Raw genomic sequence first — 17,568 nt, forward strand, 5'->3', positions numbered from 1 at the left:
GCGTCACTGGGCGTAACGTACGGACGCTCTTGGTTTGGGTCGGGGGGAAAGACCGCTGGAAAAGTCCGCACCTCTCGCCACGTTGGGATTCTGCAACAGACAAAGAGCTTTTGCTGGTCCGCCGGCCCAGACGTTTCCTTTCGTGACGTTGACAAGCTCACGTCGGAAGTTACCAATGCGCCTATGGTCGAAGTCGAGGCGGTCAGGCGGAGGAGAAGACGGGCGCTCGGCGCGGGTGTCCGAAGATGTTCAGAAAGACCGAGGGAAACAAGGCGGCGATCGCGATCTGGCCGAATGGAATCGCCCGCGTGTCGATCGTGGGCCTCTTGGCTCGGTCTCTCTTCATCGTCAGGTAAGGCGGCGGCCGCTTTGTCCGATGCCGTCGACCGCGGCATGTCGCTGCGAGCGTCAGTCATTGCGTCGGCGACGACCGTCGCCATGCCCCCGGCGGCATTTTCCTGTCCCTGCCGCATTCCTCGCGAGTCCGCTCGGCTCGACGATCGCGCTGGAACTTTCTCGGTCCTTCCTAAACTTGACCAATGACAAGGGGCGGGCTTACAAATCACGCATGATGAACTGGGGCGCACAGCGAAAACTATCGGCGAGCGCCATTATCGGCGCTTTGATCTGTTTCGTCGCATTGCAGAGCAGTTTTGCCTATGCGCGCAATGTGGAAGCGCTCCGTTCTCACACCTCCGCCGCTTTCGAGTCTGGAAATTATGAGATTTGCAGACTCGCCTCCGCGTCGGATCCAAAAGCGCCGATCCAGGACCACCATACCGCCGATCAATGCTGCCTTCTCTGCGCATCGGGTGGTCGTGACGATCAGCCTACTCTGCTTTTCTTCCTCGGCGTTGTCTCCGATTTTCTCGCCCCTCTGACCTCGACCGACGTCGCCGATACGTGCGTCGACGACATCGACCGTCACCTTACGACCTGGACGAGTTCTCACTCTTCCCGCGCTCCGCCGCGTCTGTCCTGAACGCTTCTCCCGCTCTGGAGCGGGAAAATCGTTCGGGGCGGGGCCCGCTCGGGCGGCCTCTCGCTTCGCCGCCATCGCGAGTTCGAGGCTCCAGCGGAAGCCACATCATGTTCAGAACCAATGGCCGTTCGATCGGCGAGCTCTTCGAGCGCAACAAGCGCGATCTTCTCGACTGTCTCACGCGTCGCGTCGGTTACGAGGACGCTTTCGATCTTCTACAAGAGACCTTTGTGCGGATGCTGCGGCGTCGGGAAGTCGGACCGATCGCCGACGAGGACGCCTATCTACGAACGACGGCGATCAATCTCGCGCGCGACTTCTCCCGTCATTCCAAGACCATGGCCAAGCACGTCGCGCCAGGCGACATCCCGGCCGAGATCGCCGAGACCGGACTCGATCCGTCACAAGTTTGCGAGGCGAAGGAAAGCGCCCGCTTGCTGTACGCCGCGATGAAAGGCCTGCCCCCTAAGTGTCGGGAAGTCTTCATCTTACGTCGCTTCCATGATCTTTCGCCGGACGAAATAGCTCAACGGCTGGGCATTTCCCGAAACATGGTCCTCAAGCATCTGCGGCTGGCGCTGGAGAGGTGCCATGCGGCGCTCGACTAAATTTTCACATCGAGACGCCCACCTTATATCACTGTCGGCATCCGTCCTGCTAAAGTAGTGGATCAATGGCGGCGATAACGCCCTATAAGAGGCAGATTGGCGCGGAGATGGAGGAGGATGACGCTCCCCGTGATCGGGCGAACCGTCGGAGAGCGGCCATCGAATGGTGGACGCGCCTGGACAGTCGCGCTCCGACTCCGCAGGAGCGCGAGGCGTTCGTCATTTGGCTGACGCATGATCCGGCCAACCGCGAGGCATTCGAGAAGGTTTGCCGTATCTGGGGCGATCTCGAAGACCTGCGGCCGCTCATAGACGCCTTCGAAGTGCTTCCGCCGCGCCGAACGCGGCGCGTTCGCGTCGCCGCCGTCCTCGCGGGGCTCGCCATAACGCTGTTGTCCTATGTCTTTTTCGACGACGCCTGGATCATGTTGAGGGCGCAGACCCGCACCGGCGTCGCGGAGACGCGGACCATTCGGCTCGTCGACGGATCGCGGATCGAGCTCGGCCCTCGCTCGGCCATCTCGCTCGATTTCGACGAAGGCAAGCGCAATGTGACCCTCCTGAAGGGCGAGGCTTGGTTCGACGTCGCGCCGGACGCCGGCAGGCCCTTTTCCGTTCTGGTCGCCCGCGGCTCGGTGACGGCTCTCGGCACGAGCTTCGACATCTCGACGACGGGGGAGCGAACGGAGATCACTGTCGCGCAGCATCGGGTGCGCGTCATGACGGGTGGCCCGGCGATCATCGTCGATGAAGGCGAGCAGAGCGCTTTTGGGCCGGGCGTCGCCGCGGTCGATCCATACCGGGTGCAAGTCGACCATGTCGCCGCATGGCGTCGCGGAAAGCTGATATTCGACGACAAGCCGCTCGCCGAGGTCGTCTCTGTGCTCGGACATTATCTGAGCGGATATATTCTCATTCTCGATCCATCGATCCGAGAAAGGCGCGTGAGCGGCGTGTTCGACGCGGCAGATCCGATCGCCGCCATCTCCGCGATCGAGAAGGCTCTCGGCCTTCGCGCTCTCGATCTCGGCTATCTCGTCGTGCTCACGGGATAAGAGAGGATTTTTTTTGCTCGTCGACCTCCCCGCGGGAGGGGTCGGTTCGTCCTTGTCTGAGTGGGAGGCGTGGTGTCTGCCGCCAGGAGACGGGACAGGACCAAAACGAGATGTCGGATCGGATTCCTCACGGCAGCAAGTCAGCGAAGGGTGGGATGATGGGGGCGACGGCCATCCTGACCGCGATGGGCGCTCTCGCATTCGGATCGAACGCGGATCGCGCCGAAGCGCATGCGCAGATGCCGCAGAAGGAAATCGCCGAGATCGTACGAAGCTACGACATTCCGGCCGGCCCCATCTCGACTGCGCTCAACAGCGTCGCTGACGCGAGCGGCGTGCGCATCGTCTATGACTCACGCTTGACCCGCTCGTATCGGACGAGAGGCGTCTCGGGATCGCATAGTCTCGCGGCGGCGCTGTCGGAAGTCCTGTCGGGAACGGGGCTGAGCTACGAGCTGTCTCCCAACGGCAAGTCGGTGCTGATCGTCCTGGCTCAAGCCGGCGACACTCGCAACGATGCGAGCGCTGGCGGCGCCACGCCTCTGCCGACGATCGATATCGGCTCCGAGCCCAATCGTCCGACAAGCCGCCCCGGCTCGGGCGCAGGCAGCCAAGGGCCGGGAGATCGGCACACCGGCTACAACGCCGTCCGCGCGCCCTCGACGCTGAAGACGGACACGCCGCTACTGAAGACTCCGATCACGGTCGAGGTGGTGACGCGCCAGACGATGGACGATCAGCAGGCGATCTCCGTCAACGACGCCTTGCTCTCCAATGTCAGCGGCGTGACGCAAGGGATCAGCGGCATCGAGCTGTTCAAGGTTCGCGGTTTCTACAACACCGTCGGCAACGTCTACAAGAACGGGCTGATGGAATATAGGCTGCGCAATCTCGACACGACGAATCTGCAAGCGATCGAAGTGCTGAAAGGTCCGGCCGCCATGCTGTTCGGCAGAGGCGAGCCCGGCGGCATCATCAATCTGGTCGTCAAGCGACCGCTCGAGACGCCTTATTATTCATTGCAGCAACAGGTGAAATCCTTCGGCGGGACACGAACGACTCTCGACGCTACTGGGCCGCTGAACGACGAGAAGAGCGTTCTCTACCGGTTCAACGGGGAGTTCTACAGCACCGATTCCTACCGCAATTTCGTGACCGATCGAAATCTTTTCATCGCGCCGACGATCACCATTCGTCCGGTCGAGCAGTTCAAGATGAACATCGATTTCGAATATCAGAACAAGACCTATGTCGACGATTATCCGACCTTCCCTGCGATCGGCGGCGCTCCGGCCAATATTCCGGTGAGCCGATATTTGGGCGAGCCGTCCATTATGAAATCGACGCCGAACCACTTCGAGCGCAAGCGCATCGCCTATGATGCGACTTACGAATTCCTTCCCGGCTGGAGCCTGACGAACCGGCTCAGCTATTACCACATCGACACGAACAACGAGAATCTCTCGATACTGGGCATCAATCAGGCGACGGGAGTGATGAACCGTGTCGTGAATTTCCTGCCCGGCTATGGCGAGGACAGCTTCGGCGCCAATGTTGATTTGAAGGGCCGTTTCACGACCGGGCCGATCGAGCATTCCGTGCTGTTCGGATATGATTATTTCGGGACCTACCTGCCCGTGAACATCACCTATTTCTTCAGCCCGATCAGCACGATCAATATTTATGCGCCCACTTATTGGCTGCCGGAGAATCCCTATCGAGGGACCGCCAGCTACGGCGCCGCGGGTCAGAAATGGACCGGCGTCTACGGCCAGGACATGCTCTCCTTCTTCGACGATTCGGTACATGTGCTGCTCGGCGGCCGCTACGACTGGACGGAAACGGGCTCGAACAAGATCGGCACGTCCGACTATGCCGCGCGCGCCTCTTATGTGAATGTCTACTCCAACGCCTTCAGCCCGCGCGTCGGAGTCGTCTACCAGCCGCTTCCCTGGCTTTCGCTGTTCGGCGATTTCACGCAGTCCTTCGGCGCGAACAACGGCACGACGCAAAATCTCGCGCCACTGGCTCCGCAGAAAGGCGAGCAATATGAAGCAGGCATCAAGGCGGAGCTCCTCGACAAGCGCCTCTCGCTGACGATGGCCTATTTCGACATCGTCAAGTCCAACGTCCCCTATACCGATCCGACGAACACGCGAAACACGCTGCTGATCGGCAAGGCCCGCAGCCAGGGCTTCGAATTCGATCTTACGGGCCGCATCGACGACAATTGGAGCGTGATCGCCAATTATACGCATGACGATGTGCGCACCGTGGAGGGATCGCCCTCCTATAATCCGCTCACCCTCATCACGACCCAGCTCGCCGTCACCGGAAAGAAGCTGGCGGGAAGTCCGCGCAATTACGGAAATCTCTGGATCAAATATGACGCGGACGGCGCTTTCCGCGGCCTTGGCCTCGGAGCCGGCGTGTCGGTCTCGGAGAGCTATCTCGGCGACAATGCGAATTCCTTCGTCGTGCCGGGCTATGCGATCGTCAATGGCATGATTTCCTACACGACGCAGATCGCCGGCCTCACCGTCACGGGTCAGCTGAATGTGAAGAATATCGGCGATGCGAGATATTTTCCGGCCTCTTACGACCGCTACACCATCCAGACCGGCGCGCCGCGCACTTTCCTCGGCTCTCTGCGCGTGGAGTTCTAAGTCCGTTTGCGAATTCGGCGGCCGACTGAAACGAGGGTGCGATCCAGCTGGTAGGAGCGACGAATGATGCGGGAACAAAAGTCGAAGCTCGCGGCGCTGCTGATGGCAGCTCTCACAGTCGGAACCTGTCACGGCGCCGCAGCGCGGGACCAGGCGGTGACGCTCCGCTTCGCGCTGACGGCGGATGGTAAGGATGTCGGTTGCGCTGCGCCTCTGTCCAATCTCGGTAGCGGGCGTCTCGAGACGAAGCTGCACGACGCCCGCTTCTATATTCACGACGTGAAGCTGATCGACGCGAAGGGCGTGCGCACGCCCGTCGCTCTCGCGCAGAACGACTGGCAATATGCCGGCGTCGCTCTGCTCGACTTCAAGGACGCGCGCGGCGGCAACACGCCTTGCACCGACACCAATCCCGCAAAGAACACGACGGTCGGCGGAACCGCGCCAGCTGGCGCCTATGCAGGACTCGAGTTCTCGATCGGCGTGCCGGTCCAGGGCATGGCGGACGACAAGATCGTCTCGCTCAATCATTCGAGCACGGAAACCGCGGTCCCGCCGCTCGACATCGCCGCCATGGCGTGGAACTGGCAGGCCGGCCGCAAATTTCTTCTCGTGGAAGTCATCCCGCCCGCGCCGTACATCACCAAGTCCGACGGCTCGAAGACGCGGATATGGATGACGCATCTCGGCTCGTCGGGCTGCAAGGGCAATCCGGCGACGGGCGAGATCGTCTCCTGCGCGCGCGAGAATCGCTTCACCGTCACCTTCGACCGATTCGATCCCAAGACCCAACGCGTCGAGTTCGATCTGACGCGCCTGTTCGAGAACACCGATCTTCTTGTCGACAAAGGTGGCGCGATCGGCTGCATGACCGCGCTGGACGATCCAGAATGCCCGGCGATCTTCTCGGCGCTCGGTCTCAATCTCGCGGAAAGCGCTCCAGGCGCTGGCGACGCCGGCAAGCAGACGAAGCCCGGCGTCTCGCCGGTCTTCAAGGTCGGCGCCGCCAAGCCGGCGAAGATCGTGGGCGGCAAGCAATGAAACGCGCACCGCTTCGCTCGCGTTCGTAGCCGATATCGCCGCAGCGGCGACCGCGCCGCAACATTGTGGCGCGGTCGCCCTGCATGCATGACGGGACGACCGCGACGCTCGAAGAGTTCATCGATAATCACGCGCAGCGCTGCCGCTGGATCGATCTCTCAGCGCGCGTCTCCGGCCCATTGGAGGCCTGCGCCACAAAATGTATTTGTGCAATCTATACTACGTACGCAATGTATATATTTTTTACACTCAGCTATTTTCGGCCAACGGCGAGAAAAATATGCGGTTTTGTATTGCAATTGGAGAATTTTCAGCCATTATATATTTGTCGCATGGCTGAACGCCGCAGATGCGCTGCTTTGTCTATTCTGTATAATACAGTCAGACTGGCTCAACTCGGCGTTTTTCAGGAGGAAGCAATGGCTATCAAGATCGCCAAGAAGGAAGTTCTCCCGGTCGTCGGTCGTCTGGGCGCGATGTGCAGCTCGTGCCCGATGTGCGGCCCGCTCTGCCCCTGATCGGCAGGCCGCCCCCGTCGCATTCGCCGGGGGCGGCGTCTCGAGACCTACGGTCATTTTCTTGGAGGCCTGTTTCGATATGCTGATCGGCTTCAATTTCACGCTCAACGCGACCCTCGACATGGTCCAGCGGATGATCAAGGCGCGCCAGATCGACTATTGTGAGCTATTGATCGACAATTTTCTCCATGTCCCCCCAAAAGAGCTGGAGACGACTCTCGATTGCCCGATCGCATTTCATATCATGTTCTCGAAATTTCTCGAGAGTGACGACGAGGTCCTCGGCAAGCTGGCGAAGCGGATACGGATTCTCATCGACGCATTGAACCCGATCTACGTGTCGGACCATTTGCTACGTTTTACACATGAAGGCAGATGCTTCTACAACCTGGGCGAAATAGATTACGAGACGCAATTCGACGCCGTTCGACGGCGCGTCGAGAAGTGGCAGGATTTGCTCGGACGTCGCCTCTATCTCGAAAATTTTCCATCGATCATGGAGGGCGGATGGGATGCGCCGGCCTTTTATCGGCGCCTATCCAAGGAGACCGGCGCGGGAGTTCTCTTCGACGCATCGAACGCCGTCTGCGCGAAGCACAATTGCGGCGCGCCGCTCGACCTCTGGAACGATATCGTCGAGACGACGCAGCATTTTCATGTCGCGGGCTATGCGCAGTCATTCAGCGCGCCTCATGTCATCGTCGACGCGCATGATCGAGAGATGGCGCCGGATACGATCGAATTTCTGTCCTCGATGCGCTCGTCATTCGACAAGCCCGGCGCGACGATCACCTACGAGCGCGACATCAACATCGACTATGATTCGATTGCAGTCGATCTGCAGCGTCTGCGCGAGATATTCCCCCACACTCAGGAGCTCGAGCATGCCGATCTTGTCGCCTGCGCCAGCTAGAATCGACGCCGATCTCTATGCCGATCTTATCGACCCTGCGCGGCTCGCGACCTATCCACGCGAGTCACGTTCCTATATCCGCATCGACATAAGCCTTCGCGCCTATTGGCACACGCTGTTCGACACCTGCCCATTGCTGCTCGATCTGTCCGGCCCGGACGGAGCGTCGATCTTCCATCCTTTCATGGCCTGGGCCAGACAGGAGAAGCTGTCCTTCGATTGGACCTATTTTCTGTGGGTCTATCAATGGCTGGCGCAGTCGGAGTTTCGGGACCGGCTGAGCGAGGAACTATTGTTGTCGATGATGACGGCCTCCGCCGCTCGCTGGCTCGGCTATGATCGCAATGTCGATGACCTCGGCGTCGTGATCGGCACGCCTCTGATCGATGGAGTGGTGGTCGGCTGGAAGATGGACAGCGTCTATTGCGGCCTGAACCAGGTGGAGCGCCTCGAGTTCGAGGAGCCGCTTCCGGCGCCGGACGGCCTGTTCGGCTATTTCTTCACGCCAAGTCTCAGACTCGGCCATTTTCCCGGCTGGCGGCCGATACCGCGATGATCGAAAGCGGCTTCTGGCGCGGATATTGGCCATTGCTCGTCAGTATCGGCTCCACGCAGCTCGTGCTGCAGGTGGATATCGTCACGCTGGGGTGGCTGGGAGGCGACGCGCAGAGCGCCTATGTTCTTCTCACGCGTCTGGCGCTGCTCGATCTCGTGCTGATGACAGCCATGGGAACGGTCGCCTCGACCATCGTCGCGCAAAGGCGACGCACAGCCGACGGGGCGACAGCGATCGGCGGCGCGCTGTTCCTCTCGGCGATCGGCGGCCTGTTCTGCGGGCTTCTCGGCTTCATGTTCTATCCCAGATTGGCTGCGTTGGTGGCAGGCGAGGGCGAAGTCGCGGCGCAGATCGAGACGGCTATCTACCTGTACACGGTCGCCACGCCCCTGCGCTTCTCCGTCACCGCCGCCATTCTCATTCTCCATGCGCTGGACGAAGGCGTTTCCATCGTTCGCTGGAAATTGATCGAAGGCGCATTGAAGATCGGTGGCAATCTCCTCTTCATCGGCGTTCTGGGCTTGGGGCTTCGGGGCTGCTTCGCGAGCGGGCTCGTCGTTGCGATCGTCTCGTCCATATGGTGTTGGCGCATCCTCTCTTCGCGTCACGCAGCGCCGTTCCACATTCCGAGCTGTTCCTTGGCTAGGAGTTTCTTTCGTTCGACGGCGTGGGAGTCGCAGCGAACTGTCGCGGTGCATTTCGCGGTAACGGTCGGCGTCATGCTTTTCGCGGCCCCCTGGCTCGGACATTACGACATTTCTCGGCTGAGCGCCTATGCCGCCGGACAGACGCTGATGCTCCTTGTCTTCGCGCCATTGCTGGCGCTCACGCGCTTTCTCTCTTTCCGACTGGCGCGCGTCGGGGACGACGTCATCGCGCCGCTCGTCCGCGCGCTTTGGCTTCGCGGCGCGCCCGTCTCTTTCTTCGCTGCGCTCGTGCTGTTCACAAGCCGCGATCTGCTCGGCGATCTGTACGGTCAGCAGGGGCCTTGGTGGTCGTCCCTGATCGTGGCGCTCGCCGTTTCACTACCGCTTCGACACGCGGCCAATGTGACGAGGGCCGCGCTGCTGTCGCGCGGAGCTTTCGCCGAGGTCGCGAAAGCGGACAGCGTCGCGCTCTGGTCCTGCGCCGTGCCTCTTTTGGCGTTGGGACTCGCGGCCGATTCGCCGCCGTTGACCTATACGTCGCTGATCGTCCCTGAGGCTATCTGCGCGCTGTGGCTCTGGCGGCGTCTCACACTGCCCAGGAGCAGCGTGCGCGCGAACGCGGCCCTCTGAAAAGCCATGATCCGCGAGGGGCGCCGAGAGAAGACGCGACGCGAGAGAGCAGGAGGTTGCAGGACCATGCCATCCGAACATGCGCCAGTTTTGATCGTGGGCGGCGGATATGCGGGGCTGACGGCCGCGCTGATGCTTTCCATCCGCGGCGTTCCGTGCCGGCTCATCGAGCGCCGCGCCGCGCTCTCCGATCATCCCAGAGCGCACGGGTTCAATCTTCGCAGCCTCGAGCTGCTACGGCAGGTTCCTGGCCTCGAAAACGACCTGCGCCTCGTCACGCGAGCTGCGCCCGGCGACACGACGATCATGGTCGCTGAGACGGTCACGAGCTCGCCCATAAAGATAATGGCGACGCCGGGCGGATTCGATCCGCGCCCGCTCTCGCCGGCAATGCTTTGCAGCGCCGGCCAGGATCGCGTCGAGCCGGTGCTGCTTCGCCATGCGCGAGCGCATGGCGCCGACATTCGCTTTTCGACCGAGCTCATCCGTGTATCGCAAGACGTGGACAATGTCCGCGCCTGTCTGCGCGACACGGAGAGTGGAGAGGAGACGATGGTCCATGCCGACTATCTCGTCGCCGCCGATGGAAGCAGCAGCGCTATCCGCAGAGCGCTCGGCGTCGACATGATCGGACTCGACGGCGTGTCTCACGCAGTGTCCATTCTCTTCCAAGCCGATCTGTCGATCGCGATGGGGAAGCGCGGCTTCCTTCTCTGCTACTTACGTCATCGCGACTTCACGGGAGCCTTCGTCAGCTGCGACGATCCCGACCGTGGGCAGCTCAATGTCGAATATGACGCGGCTCGCGAAACCGTGTCGGACTTCGATGCCGAGCGATGTGAGAAGCTCGTGTGCGCGGCGTTGGGTCAACCCAATCTCGACGTCAGAATTCTGAACGTCCTTCCCTGGCGGATGTCGGCGTTGCTCGCCGAACGAATGAGCCTCGGCCGTGTGTTTCTCGCCGGTGACGCGGCCCATATAATGCCGCCGGTCGGAGGACTTGCCGGCCAAACAGCGATCCAGGATGCGGCCGATCTCGCCTGGAAGCTCGCCATGGTGATCAAAGGCGAGGCCGGCCCGGCTTTGCTGGACACCTATGACGCCGAGCGCCGTCCCGTCGCGCAGCTCTCGATCGCGCGTGCGACCGAGAATTATGTCGAGCGGCTTCGTCAGGACCGCTCCGATCTCTCTGACGCCTTCGGTCGAGTCAACTATCTCGACGCCGCGATGAGCTATCGCTATCGATCGCCGGCTATTTCCTTGGACGAGCCAGACGATGGACTGCCGGCGGACGATACGCTGCATCCCAGCGGAAAGCCCGGGTCCCGACTCGCGCATGTTCCGCTCGTCAGAAACGGCGTCGAGATTTCGACGCATGATCTCGTGGGACAAGGATTTGTGCTGCTGGCCGGTCCCTCCGGATCCGCATGGATCGAGGCCGCGCGAGCGCTCTCTCGCGAAGAAGACGCGCCGTTGAGAGCCTTTCTGATCGGAGTGGATGTCGATGATCCGACCGGCGCATTTCTCTCGCGAACCGGGCTCGGACCGAGCGGAGCGCTGCTCGTGCGCCCCGACGGCTTCATCGCATCGCGATCAGTCGACGGGAGCGCGGATTCCGAAGCAATTCTGAGGCGTTCCCTCGATCGCGCGCGCTGTCTCGATCGGCGCGAAATCCCACCTTCGCCGCCTGCTTACGCGTCGATGGCCAAAGTCGTGCCGTGAGGAGCCATGTCAGCCCCAAAAAGCCCGCTTCCTAAAATCCCGCCAGCTCGCAGAGCGTTCCGAGGCGTTGTTTTCGCACGCAGCCGAGCATGCTCGGCTTTTGTCGGCGCCGGAGGCGTCATGCTGGGGCTCGCCGCCACATACGCTGCGCTCGCGCTCGAACCGACAGTGAGCTGCCCCGCGCCGGCTATTGGAGATGGGACCGGCTGTCACGACAAAATGATCGAGACGACGCGAGGAAACGCCGAGGCCGACTCGGACATTCTGCAGCTCCTGGTGAGCTGGCAGGCCTGCTTCACGAAAGAAGACGTGACGGATCGGAATGTCCAGGCGATAATCGAGGCGTGCGATCGCGCCGCGACCTCATCCAACTTGAGCCGCAAGGAGAGAGAAAGGCTCACCTATCGGCGCGCGAAAATCCTTCAGACGGCGAGCAAGGCGCAAGCTCCGGCGGCAGGAAAAGTCGGCCCGGAGGCACAATGAGCGTTCCTTTATCGAGAGCGCTCGCCAACCGCGCCGGAGGGGCGCTCGCCGAACGGCGCGGGTTATTTCGCCAGGTCCTAATTGATGCGGCCGAGCATTCGGATCAGGGCGGCGCCGTGGCGATATTCGACGCCGACACGGGCGCGCGCTCGCTCTCGTCGTTCTCCCTGCCAACCGACGAGCGCCACAGGGCTCTGGTGCAAACGGCGGGAGACGAGCATACTCGCTCGATACGAGGAGCGATGTTGCACGGGTGAGGACCGATGTTGAGCGTCGACGATCTTTTCAAAGGCCGCCATTTCGATCGCGAGATCATCATTCTATGCGTGCGTTGGCATCTGCGCTATAAGCTCAGTTTTCGGGATCTCGTGGAGATGATAGCCGAACGTGGAGTGTCGCTCGCTCATACGACGATCTCATGCGCTGGGTCCAACGATATGCTCCAGAATTTCGAAAGGCGGTGGAACGGCTTCGCTCGCCCAGTCGGCCGAGCGTGGATGAAACCTATGTCAAGATCAAGGGCCGCTGGACCTATCTCTGCCGCGCCGTCGACAAGGCAGGAAAGACTGTCGATTTTCTTCTGCGCGCCAAGCGAGACGTCGCCGCGGCCAAAGCGTTTTTCCGTCGGGGCATTCGCGAACCGAGGTCGCGCGCCACGCAAAATCACGTTCGACGGCTATCAGGCCTCGTATAGAGCGGCGCGTGAAGTCCTCGGAGAGCATCGAGGCGGCGCTCGAACCAAAATACGATCGTCGAAATATTTGAACAATCTCATTGAACAGGATCATCGAGCGATCAAGCTCCGCTTGGGGCGATGCTCGGGCTCGAGCGATTTCGGCGCGCGTCGGTCACTATCGCCGGGATAGCGCTCATGCATCGGATCAGGAAAGGTCAATTCGCACTGAGCAAATTTAGAACCGCTGGACGAACAGCGCCTGATATTTGGAGACGGTGCTCGTCGCCGACGAAATTCCGAACCAGATCGAGCGGCCGTTCCTAAGATTTGTACCGCAACCCTACAGCGAACTTGGCGGCGGCTTGTCATCAAACGGAGACATTTATCGCATGTAAATGGGGCGATCTAGGCGGAAGGCGGCGCGGAAATGGGCCGAGTGCGCCTCGTTGCGGTCACAAAATGCCGTATTGGGTCGACTGTAAGCTCGCTCGCTAGTGGGCGTCGGGATTACGTCCGTTGGCGGATGTCTTGCTCTTTCGTCGCGTGGGACTGGGGTAGCTGGCATGTCGGATCAGGGTTCGCCGACTCCCGAGCGCGGGCAGGGGGCGGCTTGGTTCGCTGTCGCCCAGCCGCTCGAGGTGAGATGGCTGGTCGGCGTAACATTGATGGTGCCGGCGCTGCTCGCCGTGGGTGTCTACTTGCTGCGCCAAACGCCGTCGTCGATCTATTCGAGGACGCAGGATTCTGTAATCGACGTCCGCTTGCTTCCTCCGCGCGAGCACGTCGACCGCCCGCAGGAGCCGGCTCCGCCGAGGAACGGGACGGCGTCCGCTATGCTGTCCGAGCGCTCCGTCGAACGATCCGAGCCGACCGTTGTCGCCCCGGACACGAGGCCAACGCCACGGGAACGGACCGTCGACACAACGTCTGTCGCAGAGGCCCCCGCTGCATCCTCGACCCGAATGCTCACTTCGGATAATCGAGCGGCGATCGCCTTCCAAAAGGCGTTGCTGGCCCATATCGCCCGGTTTCGGCGGTATCCAGAAGAGGCTCGGCGAGCGGGACAGCAGGGAACGGTGCAAGTGCTCTTCGCCATGCGGCGGGACGGCGCCGTCACCGATGTGCAGATTCGGACCAGCTCTGGCCAGAGCGCTCTCGATGCGGCGGCAGCCGAAACGATCCGGCGGGCGCAGCCGCTGCCGAGAATCCCCCGCGAACTGCCCGACCGGCTGACGATTCTCGCGCCGATCGCTTTTGATATGCTCTGACGCGCGGACCATTCATCGCAGGAATGCGAGCGCAGATTGGAACGCGATGCGGCAGCGTCGTTGCGGATCGTAGAGTTGAGAGTCATGCGCATCGATTTGTCGGTCAAACGGGTTTCTGCGACCGGGCCGAGGGCTTCCGTGGGCGAGGCCGATCGCATTCGCGCCGCGCGGGCGTCGTTCCTGCCACCGTTTTTCGTAATGGCGTGGGTCGCCGCTTTCGCCTATGCGGCGTCGGCCCAGGACGAGGGCGCACGGGAGGAGTCGGCCCGCTTCTTCGACATTCCCGCACAGTCGCTCGCGAGCGCGCTGGAGGCCTATGGCCAGGCGGCCGGCGTGCAAGTGCTCTTCGAGAGCCGCTCTGCGGCGGGGCGCCGATCTGCGCCGCTGCATGGAAGCTTCACGGCGGACGCCGCGCTCGAGCGCCTTCTGGCGGGAACCGACATCAAAGCTCGCTATGTCGGACCCAATGCGATCACGCTCGAGCGGCTTGCGGCCCTCTCTGATCTGCCGCCTGCTCATCCTCTCGCATCTGCTGATATGTCTCTCGATCCGCTGCAAGTTGAGGCGTCTAGGGACGGCGAACAAGAACAGGCGCTCTTGCGAGATTATAGTGACGCCGTCCGCAGCGACATCGAGAGGGCTCTACGCAAAAATGCGCGGACGCGCTCGGGAAACTATCGTATCGGCGTCAAGCTCTGGGTGGACGATGCGCGCAGGGTCGAACGCGCTCAACTGTTCCAGTCGACCGGCGACAGCGAGCGGGACGCTGCGGTGAGCGCCTCTCTGCAAGGGCTTCTCATCAGCCGGGATGCGCCGACGCATCTGCCGCTGCCCGTTCGCGTCCTGGTCGTCGTCAAATCGCTCAAATAGACGCAGCTGTTCGTCATAACCGTCGAGATCGTGTCACCGCAGCGACGGAACCGAGTTCGCATAAAGGATATTCGACGACGCCTCGAGCGGGGCTGTCATAAATTCGTCGTTCAACACCGTTAGTGACTGCACGCTCTCGAGGTCTCGAGGGCCGGCGTCGTTGGGGCCCGAGTTCCGTGATACAGACCAATCGTGCGCGTTTGTGCAGTCAGCTCGTCGAAAGCTACGACGAATTGCTGAGACGACTCACGAGGCGATTGGGCTCGGCGGATTTCGCCTACGAAACGCTTCACGAGACATTCCTGCGATTGGACCGGGTGGGCGAGGCGGCGGACGTTCGAAGCCCGAAGGATTATATTTTTCGCACGGCCGTCAATATCGCCAAGGATCACAAGAAAGCCGGGCGTAATCGCGTGAGCGCTGCTGCGGTGGACGCGATCCTCGACATTTGCGATGAAGCGCCGGGACCGGCTCAGATCGCCGAAGCGCGTTCAGAGATCGAAGCTTTCACGCGCGCGATGGCCGAGCTGTCGCCGCGCCGCCGTGAAGTGCTGAGGAAAATCGCCGTCGAGGGTCGGACAGCGCAAGAGGTCGCAATCAGTCTGGATGTCACCACCCGAACGGTCGAGGCTGATCTCCGATATGCTTTGACGCATTGCGCGGAACGTCTGAGTCGTACGCGTGTGGTCCGTCTGGGGGGGCCACGGCCGAAGTCATAATGACGCGGATGCGCCGTGACGATGCTCTCTAAGAGATCGGCGCGCTATGCGCCGTCCAAAAGCTCTCCCGCAAAATCGTCTCACTTTGGTCTTCGTCGCGCTTCGGGATAGGCGCGAGCCAGTCGTCTGATGTTCAGGAGCACCGAACGCTTTTGCGAGCGTCCGAGCGGAGCTTCGACGACAGGAGCGGCCGTTGTCTCGTTTGCAGCGGCTTCGGTCTAGGTGATGACCCGATCGGACGGCTCCGCGCAGGACCGAAAGATGCGATGCGAGAAGATTGCTCCAAACCCATAGAATCGCATAAAGATACGCGACGCTCTCGCCTTCTGACGGAGGATTCTGGCGTGGCTGGCGCCGATGACGAGCCTCGATCCGTGATTGAGCCGGCCGATACGTGCGAGCCTCGCGCCCTGCTGGACGACGCCCTCGGCTGGATCGCGCGACTGAAAGCCGGCGAGCCCTCCGCCGTGGATCTCGAAGAACTGCAGCATTGGCGCGCGCAGAGCCCTCTTCACGAAGAGGCGTTTCGGGAGGCCGTGCGCGTCTGGCGTCTCGTCGGCACGGCCGGCCGCGAGCTAGCCGAAGAAGCGAGCCAGAAGAATGCATCGCCGCCGCAAATAATGTCGCAGAGCAGGGCGTTGTCGCGTCGCGTGTTTGCCGGAGGCGCGATCGCCGCCTCGGTTGCCGGCGTCGCTGTCTTGCACCCGCCGCTCGATCTGTGGCCCTCACTCCAAGAACTCTCAGCCGACTACCGGACAGGCAAAGGCGAGCGGCGAATGGTGGCCCTCGCTCCCGATGTTTCGCTGGAGATGAACACCCAGACGAGCATCGCGGTTAAACCGACGCAGTCCGCGTTGCAGATCGAGCTGGTTTCCGGACAGACGGCTGTCTCCGTCGACCTGCCGCAGACCCGGCCGCTCGTCGTCCTTGCGGCCGGGAGCAAGATCACGGCGAGTCGAGCGCGCTTTGACGCGCGCTGCATCAACGGCGTTGTCTCGGTGAGCTGCCTCGAGGGCTCGGTGAGCGTCGCGCAGGGCGAATTCACGTTGCGCTTCGGCAAGGACGAGCAAGTGTCTTACGGCGCCGACGGCGTCATGCGATCCTCGCGCGTCGACCCGCGCCGAGTGACTGCTTGGCGGGAGGGGTTGCTGCTCTTTCACGACACGCCGCTCGTCGAGGTCATAGAAGAGGTCAATCGCTACCGTCCGGGCAAGATCATCATCGCCAACGCCGATTTGAGCCGACGCATCGTCGACGGCGTTTTTCGCGTCGATCGGCTCGAGGTTCTCGTGGAGCAGGTTCAGCGCCTGTTCGGAGCCCGCGCGCTGGCGCTGCCGGGCGGTGTCGTCCTTCTCGGTTGACCGGCCGCCGCACCACGGCGCGCAAATGCGATCCTCTCGAAATTCTCGCCGATCCGATTCCGCGAGGTGAGGGCTCCGTATTTTTTCGCAATTTGATTTTCGGGTCCGGGCTAACCGAATCGTCTTTCCAACGAGGGAGCGCGTTTGATCATCGCATCGGGCAGCGATCGACTGCCAGGTGCGCGCTTCCTGCGTTGGTGAGGAACCGAATGGTCATGTCCAGTAGTGGGTCGCGCAGTCGTGCATATCTGCAGTTTCGAAGCGATGTTGGTCGTGACTTTGTCGCGGTTCTGGTGATGTGCGGCGGTTTGTCGGCGTCAACGTCCGCTTGGTGCATCGGAAAAGCGCGGAGCGCGGTGGCCGAAGGCGCCGCCGAGGCGACGTCCCCGGGAAAAGCGGTCGCGGAAACGACAGCGCCCAAGTCGCCCGCCTCCGCGAAAGCCGCGTCGGAGAGTTCCGCGTCGTCGGCGCGTTTCGATATAGATGATTTCGTCGTCGACGGAGCCGATCGACTGACGCAGCTCGAGGTCGAGGAGGCGATCTATCCATTCGTCGGCCCGGGTCGCACTGCCGCCGATGTCGAAAAAGCGCGCGCGGCCCTCGAAAAAGCCTATCACGACAAAGGCTTTCAGACGGTCGCCGTATCCGTTCCGCAACAAAATGCGCAAGGCGGGGTCATTATCCTCAAGGTCGCCGAGCTCAAAATCGGCCGCTTGCGCGTGAAGAGCGCGCGCTTTTTCGATGTCGACCAGATCAAGGCCAAGGCGGCCTCTCTGAAGGAAGGCGCCGTGCCGAATTTCAGCGAGGTGACGAAAGACATCGTCGCGCTCAACCAATGGCCCGACCGGCGCGT

The 17,568-nt window shown here is 61.8% G+C and carries 19 protein-coding genes; all 19 read left to right on the forward strand.

Annotation, left to right across the window (positions count from 1 at the left end):
• Positions 1 to 532 precede the first annotated feature (532 nt).
• Entirely contained in the window at positions 533 to 982 is a 450-nt protein-coding gene (locus A1351_RS24835) for a hypothetical protein (RefSeq protein WP_134188209.1), read from the forward strand.
• 107 nt (positions 983 to 1,089) lie between these two features.
• Complete coding sequence (locus A1351_RS15785) at positions 1,090 to 1,590, forward strand: RNA polymerase sigma factor (protein WP_024881679.1); 501 nt, start codon at positions 1,090 to 1,092, stop codon at positions 1,588 to 1,590.
• A gap of 65 nt (positions 1,591 to 1,655) precedes the next feature.
• A complete protein-coding gene (locus tag A1351_RS15790) occupies positions 1,656 to 2,645 on the forward strand; it encodes a FecR family protein (RefSeq protein WP_245267459.1) in 990 nt (329 codons plus the stop codon).
• Positions 2,646 to 2,800: 155 nt separating this feature from the next.
• Positions 2,801 to 5,311, forward strand: a complete 2,511-nt coding sequence (locus A1351_RS15795; protein WP_036309976.1) for a TonB-dependent receptor — start codon at positions 2,801 to 2,803, stop codon at positions 5,309 to 5,311.
• A 63-nt stretch (positions 5,312 to 5,374) separates the two neighbouring features.
• Positions 5,375 to 6,352, forward strand: coding sequence for an MbnP family copper-binding protein (locus A1351_RS15800; protein ID WP_064033425.1), 978 nt, complete (start codon positions 5,375 to 5,377; stop codon positions 6,350 to 6,352).
• A gap of 419 nt (positions 6,353 to 6,771) precedes the next feature.
• Positions 6,772 to 6,870 (forward strand): methanobactin, encoded by a 99-nt coding sequence (mbnA, locus tag A1351_RS26230; protein WP_161912153.1) that lies wholly within the window; start codon positions 6,772 to 6,774, stop codon positions 6,868 to 6,870.
• A 79-nt stretch (positions 6,871 to 6,949) separates the two neighbouring features.
• Positions 6,950 to 7,783: a methanobactin biosynthesis protein MbnB gene (gene mbnB / locus A1351_RS15805; protein ID WP_024881683.1), complete on the forward strand. Its 834-nt coding sequence runs from the start codon at positions 6,950 to 6,952 to the stop codon at positions 7,781 to 7,783.
• Positions 7,755 to 8,339, forward strand: a complete 585-nt coding sequence (gene mbnC, locus A1351_RS15810) for a methanobactin biosynthesis protein MbnC (protein WP_024881684.1) — start codon at positions 7,755 to 7,757, stop codon at positions 8,337 to 8,339. The genes mbnB and mbnC overlap by 29 nt, the downstream gene beginning before the upstream one ends.
• The gene (gene mbnM / locus A1351_RS15815; protein ID WP_024881685.1) at positions 8,336 to 9,616 is read left to right on the forward strand and encodes a hypothetical protein; all 1,281 of its coding nucleotides are present in this window, start codon (positions 8,336 to 8,338) and stop codon (positions 9,614 to 9,616) included. The genes mbnC and mbnM overlap by 4 nt, the downstream gene beginning before the upstream one ends.
• A 66-nt stretch (positions 9,617 to 9,682) precedes the next feature.
• Positions 9,683 to 11,338 (forward strand): methanobactin biosynthesis FAD monooxygenase MbnF, encoded by a 1,656-nt coding sequence (mbnF, locus tag A1351_RS15820; protein ID WP_064033426.1) that lies wholly within the window; start codon positions 9,683 to 9,685, stop codon positions 11,336 to 11,338.
• A 120-nt stretch (positions 11,339 to 11,458) separates the two neighbouring features.
• Positions 11,459 to 11,821 (forward strand): hypothetical protein, encoded by a 363-nt coding sequence (locus A1351_RS15825; protein WP_157096333.1) that lies wholly within the window; start codon positions 11,459 to 11,461, stop codon positions 11,819 to 11,821.
• On the forward strand, positions 11,818 to 12,078 hold the full coding sequence (locus A1351_RS25450; protein ID WP_064033428.1) for a hypothetical protein: 261 nt from the start codon (positions 11,818 to 11,820) through the stop codon (positions 12,076 to 12,078). Before A1351_RS15825 ends, A1351_RS25450 begins: the two co-directional genes overlap by 4 nt.
• A 161-nt stretch (positions 12,079 to 12,239) precedes the next feature.
• Positions 12,240 to 12,515, forward strand: coding sequence for a DDE-type integrase/transposase/recombinase (locus A1351_RS26235; protein WP_371441497.1), 276 nt, complete (start codon positions 12,240 to 12,242; stop codon positions 12,513 to 12,515).
• Positions 12,484 to 12,687, forward strand: a complete 204-nt coding sequence (locus tag A1351_RS26240; protein WP_371441498.1) for a hypothetical protein — start codon at positions 12,484 to 12,486, stop codon at positions 12,685 to 12,687. Before A1351_RS26235 ends, A1351_RS26240 begins: the two co-directional genes overlap by 32 nt.
• A gap of 475 nt (positions 12,688 to 13,162) precedes the next feature.
• Complete coding sequence (locus A1351_RS15840; RefSeq protein WP_245267460.1) at positions 13,163 to 13,765, forward strand: energy transducer TonB; 603 nt, start codon at positions 13,163 to 13,165, stop codon at positions 13,763 to 13,765.
• A 138-nt stretch (positions 13,766 to 13,903) separates the two neighbouring features.
• Positions 13,904 to 14,635: an STN domain-containing protein gene (locus tag A1351_RS15845; protein ID WP_051592398.1), complete on the forward strand. Its 732-nt coding sequence runs from the start codon at positions 13,904 to 13,906 to the stop codon at positions 14,633 to 14,635.
• A 176-nt stretch (positions 14,636 to 14,811) separates the two neighbouring features.
• Positions 14,812 to 15,354 (forward strand): RNA polymerase sigma factor, encoded by a 543-nt coding sequence (locus tag A1351_RS15850; protein ID WP_024881690.1) that lies wholly within the window; start codon positions 14,812 to 14,814, stop codon positions 15,352 to 15,354.
• A gap of 374 nt (positions 15,355 to 15,728) precedes the next feature.
• The gene (locus tag A1351_RS15855; protein ID WP_245291663.1) at positions 15,729 to 16,715 is read left to right on the forward strand and encodes a FecR domain-containing protein; all 987 of its coding nucleotides are present in this window, start codon (positions 15,729 to 15,731) and stop codon (positions 16,713 to 16,715) included.
• Positions 16,716 to 17,011: 296 nt separating this feature from the next.
• Positions 17,012 to 17,568: POTRA domain-containing protein (locus tag A1351_RS15860; RefSeq protein ID WP_371441499.1), on the forward strand; the 557-nt coding region annotated here is incomplete at its 3' end.

This window comes from Methylosinus sp. R-45379 (assembly GCF_001644125.1).
GTDB lineage: Bacteria > Pseudomonadota > Alphaproteobacteria > Rhizobiales > Beijerinckiaceae > Methylosinus.

Excerpts from the sequence above, each read along its gene's own strand:
- A1351_RS15840 (WP_245267460.1), top strand. The coding sequence starts at position 13,163 with ATGGTGCCGGCGCTGCTCGCCGTGGGTGTCTACTTGCTGCGCCAAACG.
- mbnB (WP_024881683.1), top strand. The coding sequence starts at position 6,950 with ATGCTGATCGGCTTCAATTTCACGCTCAACGCGACCCTCGACATGGTC.
- A1351_RS15785 (WP_024881679.1), top strand. The coding sequence starts at position 1,090 with ATGTTCAGAACCAATGGCCGTTCGATCGGCGAGCTCTTCGAGCGCAAC.
- A1351_RS15790 (WP_245267459.1), top strand. The coding sequence starts at position 1,656 with ATGGCGGCGATAACGCCCTATAAGAGGCAGATTGGCGCGGAGATGGAG.
- A1351_RS15825 (WP_157096333.1), top strand. The coding sequence starts at position 11,459 with ATGCTGGGGCTCGCCGCCACATACGCTGCGCTCGCGCTCGAACCGACA.
- mbnA (WP_161912153.1), top strand. The coding sequence starts at position 6,772 with ATGGCTATCAAGATCGCCAAGAAGGAAGTTCTCCCGGTCGTCGGTCGT.
- mbnC (WP_024881684.1), top strand. The coding sequence starts at position 7,755 with ATGCCGATCTTGTCGCCTGCGCCAGCTAGAATCGACGCCGATCTCTAT.
- A1351_RS15800 (WP_064033425.1), top strand. The coding sequence starts at position 5,375 with ATGATGCGGGAACAAAAGTCGAAGCTCGCGGCGCTGCTGATGGCAGCT.
- mbnF (WP_064033426.1), top strand. The coding sequence starts at position 9,683 with ATGCCATCCGAACATGCGCCAGTTTTGATCGTGGGCGGCGGATATGCG.
- A1351_RS15795 (WP_036309976.1), top strand. The coding sequence starts at position 2,801 with ATGATGGGGGCGACGGCCATCCTGACCGCGATGGGCGCTCTCGCATTC.
- mbnM (WP_024881685.1), top strand. The coding sequence starts at position 8,336 with ATGATCGAAAGCGGCTTCTGGCGCGGATATTGGCCATTGCTCGTCAGT.
- A1351_RS26235 (WP_371441497.1), top strand. The coding sequence starts at position 12,240 with ATGCGCTGGGTCCAACGATATGCTCCAGAATTTCGAAAGGCGGTGGAA.
- A1351_RS25450 (WP_064033428.1), top strand. The coding sequence starts at position 11,818 with ATGAGCGTTCCTTTATCGAGAGCGCTCGCCAACCGCGCCGGAGGGGCG.